Raw genomic sequence first — 13,628 nt, forward strand, 5'->3', positions numbered from 1 at the left:
GGGCCCCGGCCGTGGCTGGCGGGGGCCCGGGGCGTGCCGACCAACGGTCGGCACCCACCAGCTGCAGTGGGCCGCGCCTTTGTGGGTGCCGACCGTTGGTCGGCACACCGAGCGGGTTACGGGGTGACCGTCTCCACCACTTCAAGGCCGTACCCGGCCAGTCCGATCTGGCGGCGGGGCGTGCCCAGCACGCGCAGCTTGCCCAGGCCCAGGTCGGACAGGATCTGCGCGCCGGCACCGTTGCGGCGCCACTGGCCCACATCCTTGTCCTTGCCCGGCACCACCGGCGCCGGCTGCTGGCGCAGGCGGGCCAACAGCGCTTCGCCGTCGCGCGGGGCCGACAGCACCACCATCACGCCACTGCCTTCCGCGGCGATCGCGCGCAGGGCATCGGTGGCCGCCACGCCGAAGTCATCGCGGCGCCAGTGCAGCAGGTCGGCCAGCGGGTTTTCCACCTGCACGCGCACCAGGGTGGGCGTGTCCGCATCCGGGGTGCCGCGGACCAGGGCGAAATGCAGGTCGTGGGCGATGCGGTCGCGGTAGGTGACCAGCTTGAACGGGCCGAACTCGGTGTCGATATCACGCTCGTCCACGCGCTCGACGGTCTTTTCGGTGGCCAGGCGATAGGCGATCAGGTCGGCGATGGAGCCCATCTTCAGGCCGTGCTCGCGGGCGAACACTTCCAGCTCCGGGCGGCGCGCCATGCTGCCGTCCGGGTTGAGGATCTCCACCAGCACGCCGGCCGGTTCCAGCCCGGCCAGCATGGCCAGGTCGACACCGGCCTCGGTGTGGCCGGCGCGGGTCAGCACGCCACCGGGCTGGGCAATCAGCGGGAAGATGTGGCCCGGCTGGTGCAGGTCCGACGGCTTGGCATTGGGCTTCACCGCGGTGCGGATGGTGTGCGCGCGGTCGTGTGCCGAGATGCCGGTGGTCACGCCCTCGGCCGCTTCGATGCTGACGGTGAAGTTGGTCTGGAACTGCGCGGTATTGGCCTGCACCATCGGCGCCAGGCCGAGGTCGGCGGCGCGGGTGCGGGTGAGCGGCAGGCACACCAGGCCGCGGCCGTGGGTGACCATGAAGTTGATGTCGCTGGCCTTGACCAGCTCGGCGGCCATGATCAGGTCGCCTTCGTTCTCGCGGTCTTCGTCATCGACGATGACGACCATGCGACCGAGGCGGATGTCTTCCAGGATGTCGGGAATGGGGGCGAAGTTCATGGGGTATCTCCCTGTGGGTGCTGACCGTTGGTCGGCACTCCGATCAACCGCTCGACATAACGAGCGACCAGATCGATTTCCAGGTTGACCGCGCTGCCCACGCCGGTGGCGGAGAACGCGGTATTGGCCACGGTGTGCGGGATCAGCGCCACTTCAAAGCCTTCGTCGTCCACTTCGTTGACGGTGAGGCTGACGCCGTCCACGCAGATCGAACCCTTCTTGGCGATGTAACGGCGCAGGGCGGCCGGCGCGGCGAAACGCCAGCGCTGGGCACGCGCATCTTCATGGATGGACAGGACCTGGCCGAGGCCGTCGACGTGCCCGCTGACCAGATGGCCGCCAAGGCGGTCGGTCGGACGCATGGCACGTTCAAGGTTGATGACCGCACCCTCGGCCAGTTGGCCCAGCGTGGTCAGGCCCAGGGTCTCGGTGGACGCATCGGCCTGGAAGCTGCCGGCGTCGAACGCGATGACGGTGAGGCAGACGCCGTTGATGGCGATGCTCTCGCCCATCTGCACGTTGTCGAACGGCAGGCTGCCGACGTTGAAGGTGAAGCGGACATCGCCGCCGATGGATTCGCGTGCGGCCAGACGGCCGACGCCTTCGATGATTCCAGTAAACAAGTAACGTTCTCCGCGAAAAGTGAGCGAAAAACGCCGCAAGGCAAACAGGCGGGCGCAGGGCCGCAAAGGCCCTGTGGCACCGTCTTCTTTCATCCGGACTATGACCGTCGGCTCCGGCATTGGACCGGATCTGCTGACCCCCGACGGTAAGGCCGGGGCGCTCGCGGGCTCGTGCTTGCGCACCTACCGCCGGTGGGGAATTGCACCCCGCCCTGAAGACGTTTGTGTACCGGCGAACCGGCCCGCCAAGTGTAACAGCCCGGGCTGAACGGGGCCGGATGCCCCCGGGGGTCGGATCCCTTTCCGCAGGAAAGGGCTCTGACCCCACCCGGGCGCGTCCAGGCCTGTGACGGCCGTCGCTCGCATTTCGTAAAACTTTCATTAAAATCGGCGGTCGGACGACATGAGGTCGCCACGGACTGCCGCACAGGCGGGCCGCCAATGGACTGAAATTCACAGGAATTCCCATGCGCAAGATCCTGATCGTGGCCGCCCTGCTGGCCGCTGCCCCGTTCTCGGCCTCCGCCGACGCCCTGAGCTACACCTACGTCGAAGGCGGCTGGACCCAGGTCAAGACCGACGACGACGTGTTCAACGACCCGAAGGTCGATGGTGGCTACGTGCGCGGTTCGATCGCGCTGGCCGAGCAGGTGCACGTGTTCGGCGGCTGGAACTACGGCAGCAAGTCGTACGACTACGACTACGGCTCGATGAAGCTCAAGCTGAACCAGCCGGAGCTGGGCATCGGTTACCACATGCCCTTCAGCGACCGCGTGGACTACACCGCCGACATCGCCTGGGTCCGCCAGCAGGCTGAAATCACCGTCAAGGACGTGGACTACGGCCGCTTCAGCGTGAAGGACCACACCAACCTGGTGCGTGCCACCATGGGCCTGCGTGGCAAGCCTTCGCGCATGACCGAAGCCTGGATCAAGGCCGGTTACATGGACGGTGGCAACGAATTCAAGGGCACCTGGGTTGGCACCGTCGGCGGCCAGATCAACTTCACCCGTACCTGGGGTCTGGTCGGCGAGATCTCCGGCTACCGCGACGTCACCCAGTACTCGGCCGGCGTGCGCGCCAGCTTCTGATTGCCCGATCCTCGTCGTGCGATCGAACGGGTCCCGCAAGGGGCCCGTTTTTTGTTGGCCGTCGCGCGCAATATGCTTGGCTGCGGCACGCCATCGAATGCAATGACAATTGCGCTAGGCTTGCCGCCCTCTGGAACAGGAACACCGTCATGAAGACCCCGATCCGCGGCCTGCTGGCCACCGCACTGCTGTGCGCCCCGTTGTTCGCCGCGGCTGCCCCGGCGCAGCTGAGCCCCGAACAGACCTTCGATCTGTACGCACGCGCATTGCTGGAAGACGATGCCGCCGCCACGCGCACGCTAAACGATGCATTGAAGCCGGCCTTCGACGGCCAGGACTCGGTAACGCCGGTGCCGGGCATGATGGCCCAGGCGTTGGCCGAGCCGTGGCAGATCGTGCTGGACGTGGCCGGAGTGAAGGGCGATCCTGCAGCGGCGGAAGCGATGTACGCCAAGGTGCTGAAGGCCTCGCAGTGCCGTGCCACGCGCAGCACGGTGGAAGACAACGAATTCGTGGACGACCAGAAGATCGCCAAGGTCGATTTCAGCTGCCAGCTGGCCGACCTGGGCAGCGTGCAGCCGTTGTTCCTGGCCAGCCTGACGGGTGAGGACAAGGCTCCGCGCGCGCGCTTCACCGAGGCCTATACCCAGGCCCTGCAGAGTGGCCCGCGCAAGGCCGTGACCGGCACCCTCACCCTGTACACCGCCAAGGACAAGGGCTACTGGTACAGCAGCAACTTCGATGATCTGGTGGGCCCGGTGCTGGATGCGCTGGCGCCGTTCGATGGCTGGATGCAGGACGTTGAAGCAGCCAAGGCACCGAAGGTGACCGGCGTGCCGGCCTGCGATCTGCTGCTGCAGCAGCACCGCAGCTGCGTGGCGAAGATCGCACCGGACCAGATCAGCGGTGTGGATGCGATGACCGAAGAGTTGAAGGCCAAGACGCAGGTGATGTCGGCCGAGGAAATGACGCAGGAGTGCAAGGCACTGCGTCCGATGGCCGAGATGATGTGGACCGATGCGTGCGCGTGAGTTCACTGCGCTGAAGCGACTGGGGCTGGCTGCATTGCTGGCCCCGGTTGCGGCATTGGCGGCGCCGCCTGTGCCCACGCCCGGACACGTGTTCGAGCTGTACGCACAGGTGATCGTGCACGGCGATACCGCCGCCCAGGCCGAGCTGGGCCGCTATCTGGATACATCCAAGGGCCCGGCGATCGCGGCGGCGCTGGCGAGCGTAAGCCATCTGGACCAGGCGCCTGAAATGGCCGATTGGCCGCAGGCCGCCGCGGCCCTGCGCAGGCGCCAGACCTCGGTGCGTTGCAGTGTCGGCAGCGTGCACCATCCGCAGGCAGACATCGCCGATGTTGACTACCGTTGCCACCTGCCGGACCTGACGGCCCTGCTGCCCGTCTATCGGCAGCACCCGGTGCCATTCAACGGACCGCATCCCCCACAGATGGCGAGCGAACTGGCGAGCGCGTATACGCAGATGATCGCGACGGCACCGGACCGGGAAAGGATCATCACCGTGTCCTTCGAGCGCGATCATGACGGCGGCGCTTGGCGCGTAAAGAACCCCTCGCCGCTGATGGGCGAACTGGCCGATGCGTTCCTGCCGTTCTTCGAGTGGAACGAGCACCCGCCTGGCGAGGATCGTTGAACTGAAAAAGGGGACGGAGGGGATTACGGCGTTTTTGCCACAAACGACGTAATCCCCTCCGTCCCCTTCTTCATGGCCGCAGCAGCAACCTCAGATCATCCCCCACTTGGCGCTGGTCGATCACGCGCAGGCGGCGCTGCTGATCCATCACCTCGATGCCGAGGTCGGCCAGCAACGGGCGGCCGCTGTCGCCCAGCAGTGTTGGCGCCTGGTACATCAGCAACTCGTCCACCCAGCCACCACGCACCAGCGCGCCAGCCAGGGTTGCACCGGCTTCGGTGTGCACCTCGTTGATGCCGCGCTCGGCCAGCAGTGCCAACACCGCGCCCAGATCAAGGCGACCGTGGCGGACGGCTACGCTGGCAAAGGCCGCGTCGGCGGCGTCGGGCGGGCTGATCATTGCATCGTGCAGGTACAGCGTGGGCGCCCCACCCTCGCGCACACGGCTGCATTCCAGCGAGCGCAGGCGGGAATCGAGGACGACGCGCAGGGGCGGCATGACTTCAGTGTCAGCCAGGCGCACGGTCAGCATCGGGTCGTCGGCGATGACGGTGTCGGCGCCGGTGAGGATCGCGCCAGCGCGCGCGCGCCAGTGCTGCACATCTTCGCGAGCGGCGGGGCCGGTGATCCACTTCGAGCTGCCGTCGGCCATCGCGGTACGGCCATCGAGGCTGGCGGCCAGCTTCACCCGCAGCCACGGACGACCGCGCTCCACGCGCGACAGGAAGCCCTTGTTGAGTTCCCGCGCCTGTGCCGCCATCAAGCCCTCGGCAACCTCGATGCCGGCGTCGCGCAGCAGATCGAAACCACCGCCATCGACTTTCGGGAACGGGTCGCGCATCGCCGCGACCACGCGCGACACGCCGGCCTCGATCAGCGCCAGTGCGCACGGCGGCGTGCGGCCGTAGTGCGCGCACGGTTCCAGGGTGACGTAGGCGGTGGCACCGCGCGCGTCGCCGCCCGCTTCGCGCAGGGCGAACACTTCGGCATGCGGGCCGCCAGCGCGCTGATGCCAGCCCTGCCCGACCACGCGCTCGCCATGGGCGATCACACAGCCGACCATCGGATTGGGACGGGTGGTATAGGCACCGCGTTCGGCAAGCCGCAATGCGGCGGCCATGTGCAGGTGGTCAAGGACGGTGAACGATATGCTCATGCCGCCATGGTACCGCCGTCAGCACGATGCCAGCCAAGGCCCAGTAGATCCACGCCATGCGTGGATGGGCAGTACGGCGCCAACCAAGGTTGGCAGCTACCGATGCAAAGGCCGTCAGCCCTTCTTTTTCTTGGTCAGGGCAATCACATCGCCCAGCAGTTGCAGTTGCTCGGTGCTGGAAGGCAGGTCTCGTTCTAGCTTCTCGATTTCTTCGCGGAAATCGGCCACGTCCTCGAAGCTGCGATAGACCGAGGCGAAACGCACATAACCGACATGGTCAAGCTTGCGCAGTTCGTTCATCACGAACTCGCCCACTTTGATCGACGGCACTTCGCGTTCGCCGCTGATGCGCAGCTGATGCACCACTGCGCGTACCGCCGCTTCGATCTTCTCTTCCGGCACCGCACGCTTCTGCAGCGCGCGATCAAAGCCGGCGCGGACCTTACGGGCATCGAAGGCTTCGCGGGTGCCATCGCTCTTGACGATGGCCGGCAGCTTCAGTTCAACGGTTTCAAGCGTACTGAAGCGTTCGTTGCACGCCTCGCACTCACGCCGACGGCGAATCGTCGCGCCGTCTTCGGAGACGCGCGAGTCGATGACCCGTGTATCGGCATGCTGGCAGAAGGGGCAATGCATTGAACGCCTGGCTCAGGGAAATACCTGCTGCCACGGTCGTGGTAGCGTCGCAACGGTACCTGAGAAGGGGTTTTGCAGCAAATGCAGGCGGCAATCAGCCTTGTCCGGCAAGGCCCGGAGCGCGACGCAACCACACCAGATGCGCAGCCGGCACCAGCAGCGGCACGCCCAGCACCAGATAGCCCAGTACCTGCCAGGGGCTGCCGGCAAACAAGCTGAAAAGCACCACGCCGATCACCGCCAGCGCCGCCATGGCGCCCAGCGCCAAGCCGATCCAGGGAATACGGGCGGTGCGCCGCAGGCCATCGCGCCCTAGCCGCAGGTAGCGGATGCTGAGCCACAACCAGGCCAGCAAGCCGATCACACCCGCCAGCGCCCACAGCAACAGCACCGCGCCTTCGTCGCCGCGCATCAGGCCGTGGCGGGTCAGGAAGGTGTAGATGCCGAAGCCGGCGACGCCGCCACCGGCCACCAGTGCAGGCAACCCCAGCAGCAGGCATTGGGCGATATACAGGCGTTTGTGCAGGCGCTCATCCATGCGTTCGAATCTCCTTGCTGGCTGCTTGCTTCACGTGCGTGGTCGCAGCCACAACAGCATGGCGGCCGGGACCAGCAGCGACGGCCCCACCAGCAGCAGACCGAAGCCTTCGCTGCCGTGGGTGAGGCCCAGCCACAGCCCCATGCCCAACAGCGGCAGCGCAGCCAGCATGCCAAGCAGCAGCGCGCCCCACTGCGCCCGGCTGCGCGCATGCAGTGCGCTGCGCCCTGCAAACAAATATCCGCAACTGAGGTCCAGCCAGGCGATGCAACCGGCGAGTCCGGCCAGGCCCCACAGCAGCATCAATGCCTGCCCGGGCAGGTTGACGGTGCCGTCGGCAAGTGAAAGCACGCTTCCGGCCATGGCCAGTACCGCCATCGCCCCACCAAACAGCACGCTGGGTGCGCCCAACGGCACAGCCAAGGCTGCATAGAGATACCTGAGGCGGCGCTCATCCATGCGCGGGTACTCCGGTGCCGGGGTCAGAACCCTTCCCGCAGGGAAGGGCTCCGACCCCAGTGCCCGTTCAACCGTAGACCGGGTACTTGCGGCACTGCGCGCTGACCGCATCACGCACGCGGGCGATCACGGCCTCATCGGCCGGGGCGTCGAGCACGTCGGCGATCCAGTTGGCCAGGTCCACGCAGTCCTGTTCCAGGTAACCGCGGGTGGTCACCGCCGGGGTGCCCAGGCGCAGGCCAGAGGTCACGAACGGCGAACGCGGGTCGTTCGGCACCGAGTTCTTGTTGACGGTGATATGGGCCTTGCCCAGCGCAGCTTCCGCGTCCTTGCCGGACACGTCCTTGCCGATCATGTCGACCAGCATCAGGTGGTTCTGGGTGCCACCGGAGACGATCTTGTAGCCGCGTGCGATGAGCGTGTTGGCCATCGCCTGCGCGTTCTTCACCACCTGCTGCTGGTAGGTCTTGAAGCCCGGCTCCAGCGCTTCCTTGAAGGCCACGGCCTTGCCGGCGATGACGTGCATCAGCGGACCGCCCTGGATGCCCGGGAACACGATCGACTGCAGCTTCTTGACCAGGTCTTCGTCGGCGCCCTTGGCGACGATGATGCCGCCGCGCGGGCCGCGCAGGGTCTTGTGGGTGGTCGAGGTGACCACGTGCGCATGTTCCAGCGGGCTCGGGTAGACGCCAGCAGCAACCAGGCCGGCGACGTGCGCCATGTCGACGAACAGGTAGGCGCCGACCTTGTCGGCGATGGCGCGGAAGCGCGCCCAGTCGATCACCTGCGAGTAGGCCGAGAAGCCGGCCACGACCATCTTCGGCTTGTGCTCCAGGGCCAGGCGCTCGACTTCGTCGTAATCGATCAGGCCCTGGTCGTTGACGCCGTACTGCACGGCGTTGAACAGCTTGCCCGAGGCGTTGACCTTGGCACCGTGGGTGAGGTGGCCGCCGTGGGCCAGGCTCATGCCGAGGATGGTGTCGCCCGGCTGCAGCAGCGCGAAGTACACGGCCTGGTTGGCCTGCGAACCGCTGTGCGGCTGCACGTTGGCGTAGTCCGCGCCGAACAGTTCCTTCAGGCGGTCGATCGCCAGCTGTTCGGCGATGTCCACGTATTCGCAGCCACCGTAGTAGCGCTTGCCCGGGTAGCCTTCGGCGTACTTGTTGGTCAGCTGGCTGCCCTGGGCTTCCATCACCGCCGGGCTGGTGTAGTTCTCGCTGGCGATCAGCTCGACGTGGTCTTCCTGGCGCTGGGTTTCGGCGGCGATGGCCTTGGCCAGTTCGGGATCGTAGGTTTCGATGCGGACGTCACGCGGGAACATCGGTTACTCCAGCAGGCGGGGAAAGGGGTGCGGCTCAGCCGTTGATTGTAGCCCCGCCCCGGCCTGCTGGGGCCGAAACGACCGGGGCCGGATTCGACGAACGAATCCGGCCCCGTATGGTTTCGAATGGCGGTGTGGGGTCGGAGCCCTTTCCGTTGGAAAGGGCTCCGACCCCGGCGCTGCATCAACGGTTGTTGATGATGTAGTCGGCGATGATGCCGGTTGCCACGGCCACCAGCAGCATGTTGCCGCGGTCATCGCGGATCCAGTGGTGGCCGGACGGCGGGCGGCGCAGGTGGTAGCGCGGGTAGTCGTTCACCACGTAGATCGGGCCGCGGTAGTAATCGCGATAGCGGTGGCCGCGCTGCCAGCCATAGCCATAGCCGGGCCGGTAGCCCGGGCTGTAGACCACGCGCGGCGGCGGCGGTGCCGGGCGGTAGTAGCCATGGTCGTAGCGGCGGTCGTGGCGGTAGTCACGGCGCGCTTCGCGGCGGTCGCGTTCCCAGTCGCGACGGTCGTGGCGCCACTCGCGGCGATCTTCTCGCCATTCACGGCGGTCGTGGTCGCGACCACGGTGGTCGTTGTCGGCGAAGGCCGGGGCGATGGCGCCCAGCGCCAGTACAGAGGCCACGGCGCCGGCCATGAGTCGATGGATGTGCATGGGAGACCTCTGCTGGGTGGGTGGTGAGCCCATATTGCGCATTCGATCTGAACGGTTTCCGGCTGGAAACGCTTCCCGCTGCGGGACTGTGACGGCCCATTCAGTCCTCGGCCAGCCCCGGGCGCTGCGGACGGCGCGGGGCGTAAGCGGTTCCGGCTATAATTGGGGGTATTCCATTCAGTCTGTGCCCGCTGCCGCAACGGGAAGTTCCCCGTGACGGACCGGGCGCAGGGTCGCGCCTACGGAGACCTCATGTCCTCGCAATACATCTACACCATGAACCGCGTGTCCAAGGTGGTCCCGCCCAAGCGGCAGATCATCAAGGACATCTCGCTGTCCTTCTTCCCGGGCGCGAAGATCGGCCTGCTGGGCCTGAACGGCGCCGGCAAGTCCACCGTGCTGAAGATCATGGCCGGCGTGGACACCGATTTCGAGGGCGAAGCCCGTCCGCAGGCCGGCATCAAGGTTGGCTACCTGGCGCAGGAACCGGAGCTGGACCCGACCAAGACCGTGCGTGAAGCGGTTGAAGAAGGCGTGGGCGAAGTGCTGCAGGCACAGGCTGCGCTGGATGCAGTCTACGCCGCCTATGCCGAAGAAGGCGCCGATTTCGACGCGCTGGCCAAGGAACAGGAGCGCCTGGAGGCGATCCTCGCCGCCGGCGATGCGCACACGCTGGAAAACCAGCTGGACGTGGCCGCCGATGCGCTGCGCCTGCCGCCGTGGGATGCCATCGTCGGCAAGCTGTCCGGTGGTGAAAAGCGCCGTGTGGCGCTGTGCCGCCTGCTGCTGCAGAAGCCGGACATGCTGCTGCTCGACGAACCGACCAACCACCTCGACGCCGAGTCGGTGGAATGGCTGGAACAGTTCCTGGCGCGCTACACCGGCACCGTCGTGGCGGTCACCCATGATCGCTACTTCCTGGACAACGCCGCCGAGTGGATCCTGGAACTGGACCGTGGCCGCGGCATTCCGTGGAAGGGCAACTACACCGACTGGCTGACCCAGAAGGATGAGCGCCTGAAGCAGGAAGACAACCAGGAAAAGGCTCGCCAGAAGGCGATCCAGAAGGAACTGGAGTGGTCGCGCCAGAACGCCAAGGGCGGCCGCACCAAGGGCAAGGCCCGTCTGGCCCGCCTGGAAGAGCTGCAGTCGGTCGATTACCAGAAGCGCAACGAGACCAATGAAATCTTCATCCCGCCGGGCGAGCGCCTGGGCCAGGCGGTGATGGAATTCAAGAACGTCTCCAAGAAGTTCGGCGACCGCCTGCTGTTCGACAACCTGAACTTCCTGGTGCCCTCGGGCGCCATCGTCGGCATCATCGGCCCCAACGGTGCCGGTAAGTCGACCCTGTTCAAGATGATCACCGGCCAGGAAAAGCCGGACACCGGCGAGATCGTGGTCGGCCCGACCGTGCAGCTGTCCTACGTGGACCAGAGCCGCGACGCGCTGGAAGGCAACCACAGCGTGTTCCAGGAAATCGCGGGCGGCCTGGACATCCTCAACATCAACGGCATCGAGATCCAGTCGCGCGCCTACATCGGCCGCTTCAACTTCAAGGGCCAGGACCAGCAGAAGATGGTCGGTTCGCTGTCCGGTGGTGAGCGTGGCCGCCTGCACATGGCCAAGACCCTGCTGCAGGGTGGCAACGTGCTGCTGCTCGACGAACCGTCCAACGATCTGGACATCGAAACCCTGCGTGCGCTGGAAGATGCGCTGCTGGAGTTCCCGGGCAACACCTTCGTCATTTCGCATGACCGCTGGTTCCTGGATCGCATCGCGACCCACATCCTGGCGTTCGAAGGCGATTCGCACGTGGAGTTCTTCCAGGGCAACTACCGCGAGTACGAAGAAGACAAGCGCCGCCGCATGGGCGACGACGCTGCGCCGAAGCGCCTGCGCTTCAAGGCGCTGAAGTAAGCAAGAACGAAAGGCCGCGCTCGCGCGGCCTTTCGCCTTTCATGGGCCGCAATCGATTTTTGTTGACGCTTTTGACCTCTTCGCGACGCACTTCAACGCGACCCGGCTGAAGGCTGCCCGTGTAAAGCAGTGTTGATTCCTTGTCGCACACGGCATCCTCCGTACTTTGCAACTCGTTGTATGTTCCCGGCCCAATGCTTCGGTTTTCCTACGCACCCGATTCATCCCCCTCGTAGGAAAACACCATGAAAGCACTGATCTCCACCACGGCAGCGCTGCTGCTGTCGGGCACTGCCGCGGCCGCGCCGGCGAACTGGGAAGGCATCTACCTGGGTGCCCATGCCAGCCATGGCGAAGGCCACAGCCAGGACCGCAGCAACGCCAATGCCTCTGAAAAGAGCATCCGCGGCTTTGCTGGCGGGCTGCAGGCCGGCCGCAACTGGCAGTTCGACAACAATGTGGTTGCCGGGATCGAAGGCACCCTTTCCTTCGGCAACATCACCCAGGAGTGGAAGGACCGCGACAACCACCAGTACAGCCCTTACTACGGCAAGGATGCGGTGACCCGTTCGGGCGCAGTCAACCTGACGCTGGGTTACGCGGCAGGCCAGTGGCTGCCGTACGTCAGCGCCGGCGTGAGCGTGGCCCGCCAGGAGTTTTCGCTGGGCTGCGACAAGTCGCTGGTGGAGGCCACCAACGGCTGCCGCGTGGCCGAATTCGAGACCCGCGCATCCCATGTTTCCACCGGCGCGAACGTCGGCGCAGGCCTGCTGTACCGCTTCAGCGACCAGCTTTCGGCGGGTGCGGAGTACCGTTACACCCATCTGGGCTCCAGCCCGGTTTACCTGGAAGATCCCAACTACCCGGCTGCGGCGCGACGCAGCTTCCATACCAACTACAGCAGCGTTACGCTGAAGTTGAACTACCACTTCTAACCGCCTGGCGACGCACCCGCCGGTCCTTCGGGCGGCAGGGCGTGCAGGTACGAGAGATCTGCGATGTCCCTGTTCGAACGCCTGTTCCAGCTGCAGCAGCACGGCACCACCGTGCGCACCGAACTGCTGGCCGGTGTCACCACCTTCCTGACGATGTCCTACATCGTCTTCGTCAATCCCGAGATCCTGGGCACCACCGGCATGGACGCCGGCGCGGTGTTCGTGGCCACCTGCCTGGCCGCGGCGCTGGGCTCGGTGGTGATGGCGCTGGCGGCCAACTTCCCGGTGGGCATGGCCCCGGGCATGGGCTTGAATGCGTTCTTCGCCTTCACCGTGGTCGGCGCTGCCGGGCTGCCCTGGCAGCAGGCGCTGGCGGCGGTGTTCATTTCCGGCCTGGTGTTCCTGGTGCTGTCGCTGACCGGCGTGCGCGCGTGGCTGGTGTCGGGCATTCCGGCGTCGTTGCGGTCGGCGATCGTGGCCGGCATCGGCCTGTTCCTGGCCATCATCGCGCTGCAGAAATCCGGCGTGATCATCGGCAACGAGGACACGCTGGTCGCGCTGGGCCCGCTCAATACCGCGCCGCCGTTGCTGGCACTGGGCGGCTTCCTGCTGATCGCGATCCTGGAGGCGCGGCGTGTGCGCGGTGCGATCCTGATCGGCATCCTGGCGGTGACCGCGGCCGGCTGGGCGTTGGGCGATCTGCAGTACCACGGGCTGGTGTCGTTGCCGCCGAGCCTGGCGCCGACTTTCCTGCAGCTGGACCTGCCTGGCCTGCTGCACCACAACGGCGGCGCGCCGATCGCCGTGCTGCTGCAGGTGGTGCTGGTGTTCGTGCTGGTGGAAGTGTTCGATGCCACCGGCACGTTGTATGGCGTGGTCGGCCGTGCCGGCCTACTGAAACTGCCGGGTGCGCAGAAGCGGTTCGGCCGCGCGCTGCTGGCCGACAGCACGGCGATTGTAGCCGGCTCGCTGCTGGGCACCAGCAGTACCACCGCCTTCGCCGAAAGCGCCTCGGGCGTGCAGGTGGGTGGCCGTACCGGTTTGACCGCACTGGTGGTGGCTGCGTTGTTCCTGGCCGCGCTGTTGTTCTCGCCGCTGGCGGCGATGGTGCCCGGCTATGCCACCGCGCCGGCGCTGCTGTTCGTGGCCGGATTGATGCTGCGCGAACTGGTGGAAGTGGACTGGAGCGACCTGACCGAATCCGTACCCGCCGCGCTGTGTGCGCTGGCGATGCCGTTCACCTATTCCATCGCCAACGGCCTGGCCTTCGGCTTCATTGCCTATGCCGCGCTGAAGGCCGGCACCGGCCGCTGGCGCGAGGTGCACCCGGCGGTGTGGCTGGTGGCGGTGTTGTTCGTGCTGCGTTACGCGCTGGAGTGATCACCTGTTGATGGGCCCGCCGGGCATCGCCCGGC

Annotated in this window: 14 protein-coding genes and 1 riboswitch; of the genes, 6 read left to right on the forward strand and 8 right to left on the reverse strand. The window is 66.3% G+C overall.

Going from position 1 to position 13,628, the window contains the following annotated elements:
* Positions 1-116: 116 nt before the first annotated feature.
* Entirely contained in the window at positions 117-1,217 is a 1,101-nt protein-coding gene (gene ribB, locus LC407_RS18835; protein ID WP_032978962.1) for a 3,4-dihydroxy-2-butanone-4-phosphate synthase, read from the reverse strand.
* Positions 1,214-1,840, reverse strand: coding sequence for a riboflavin synthase (locus tag LC407_RS18840; protein ID WP_134831996.1), 627 nt, complete (start codon positions 1,838-1,840; stop codon positions 1,214-1,216). The genes ribB and LC407_RS18840 overlap by 4 nt, the downstream gene beginning before the upstream one ends.
* A gap of 77 nt (positions 1,841-1,917) precedes the next feature.
* Positions 1,918-2,064, reverse strand: a riboswitch (FMN riboswitch).
* Positions 2,065-2,307: 243 nt separating this feature from the next.
* On the opposite strand from LC407_RS18840, the gene LC407_RS18845 reads away from it, so the two are divergent.
* The 3 genes from LC407_RS18845 to LC407_RS18855 all read left to right on the forward strand — a co-directional run bounded on the left by LC407_RS18845 (position 2,308) and on the right by LC407_RS18855 (position 4,590).
* Positions 2,308-2,931, forward strand: a complete 624-nt coding sequence (locus LC407_RS18845; RefSeq protein WP_025876645.1) for an outer membrane beta-barrel protein — start codon at positions 2,308-2,310, stop codon at positions 2,929-2,931.
* A gap of 149 nt (positions 2,932-3,080) precedes the next feature.
* Complete coding sequence (locus tag LC407_RS18850) at positions 3,081-3,962, forward strand: hypothetical protein (RefSeq protein WP_223483400.1); 882 nt, start codon at positions 3,081-3,083, stop codon at positions 3,960-3,962.
* Positions 3,949-4,590 carry a hypothetical protein gene (locus LC407_RS18855; RefSeq protein WP_223483401.1) on the forward strand — a complete coding sequence of 214 codons (642 nt, stop codon included), beginning with the start codon at positions 3,949-3,951 and terminating at the stop codon, positions 4,588-4,590. Before LC407_RS18850 ends, LC407_RS18855 begins: the two co-directional genes overlap by 14 nt.
* A 70-nt stretch (positions 4,591-4,660) precedes the next feature.
* On the opposite strand, the gene ribD is transcribed toward LC407_RS18855, so the two are convergent.
* The 6 genes from ribD to LC407_RS18885 form a co-directional block, all read right to left on the reverse strand.
* Positions 4,661-5,746, reverse strand: coding sequence for a bifunctional diaminohydroxyphosphoribosylaminopyrimidine deaminase/5-amino-6-(5-phosphoribosylamino)uracil reductase RibD (ribD, locus tag LC407_RS18860; RefSeq protein WP_223483402.1), 1,086 nt, complete (start codon positions 5,744-5,746; stop codon positions 4,661-4,663).
* Positions 5,747-5,860: 114 nt separating this feature from the next.
* Complete coding sequence (gene nrdR / locus LC407_RS18865; protein ID WP_025876654.1) at positions 5,861-6,382, reverse strand: transcriptional regulator NrdR; 522 nt, start codon at positions 6,380-6,382, stop codon at positions 5,861-5,863.
* A 94-nt stretch (positions 6,383-6,476) separates the two neighbouring features.
* The gene (locus LC407_RS18870; protein ID WP_025876656.1) at positions 6,477-6,920 is read right to left on the reverse strand and encodes a hypothetical protein; all 444 of its coding nucleotides are present in this window, start codon (positions 6,918-6,920) and stop codon (positions 6,477-6,479) included.
* 30 nt (positions 6,921-6,950) lie between these two features.
* Positions 6,951-7,379 carry a hypothetical protein gene (locus tag LC407_RS18875; RefSeq protein ID WP_223483403.1) on the reverse strand — a complete coding sequence of 143 codons (429 nt, stop codon included), beginning with the start codon at positions 7,377-7,379 and terminating at the stop codon, positions 6,951-6,953.
* A 67-nt stretch (positions 7,380-7,446) separates the two neighbouring features.
* Positions 7,447-8,700 carry a serine hydroxymethyltransferase gene (gene glyA / locus LC407_RS18880; protein ID WP_223483404.1) on the reverse strand — a complete coding sequence of 418 codons (1,254 nt, stop codon included), beginning with the start codon at positions 8,698-8,700 and terminating at the stop codon, positions 7,447-7,449.
* Positions 8,701-8,884: 184 nt separating this feature from the next.
* Positions 8,885-9,361 (reverse strand): RcnB family protein, encoded by a 477-nt coding sequence (locus LC407_RS18885; protein ID WP_025876662.1) that lies wholly within the window; start codon positions 9,359-9,361, stop codon positions 8,885-8,887.
* Positions 9,362-9,613: 252 nt separating this feature from the next.
* On the opposite strand from LC407_RS18885, the gene ettA reads away from it, so the two are divergent.
* The 3 genes from ettA to LC407_RS18900 all read left to right on the forward strand — a co-directional run bounded on the left by ettA (position 9,614) and on the right by LC407_RS18900 (position 13,593).
* Positions 9,614-11,278 carry an energy-dependent translational throttle protein EttA gene (ettA, locus tag LC407_RS18890; protein ID WP_025876664.1) on the forward strand — a complete coding sequence of 555 codons (1,665 nt, stop codon included), beginning with the start codon at positions 9,614-9,616 and terminating at the stop codon, positions 11,276-11,278.
* Positions 11,279-11,523: 245 nt separating this feature from the next.
* Positions 11,524-12,213 (forward strand): outer membrane beta-barrel protein, encoded by a 690-nt coding sequence (locus tag LC407_RS18895; RefSeq protein WP_033830329.1) that lies wholly within the window; start codon positions 11,524-11,526, stop codon positions 12,211-12,213.
* A 63-nt stretch (positions 12,214-12,276) separates the two neighbouring features.
* Positions 12,277-13,593, forward strand: coding sequence for an NCS2 family permease (locus tag LC407_RS18900; RefSeq protein ID WP_025876668.1), 1,317 nt, complete (start codon positions 12,277-12,279; stop codon positions 13,591-13,593).
* The last annotated feature ends 35 nt before the right edge of the window (positions 13,594-13,628 follow it).

Source organism: Stenotrophomonas sp. OVS01A (genome assembly GCF_019969775.1).
In the GTDB taxonomy this organism is placed as follows: Bacteria; Pseudomonadota; Gammaproteobacteria; order Xanthomonadales; family Xanthomonadaceae; genus Stenotrophomonas; species Stenotrophomonas indicatrix.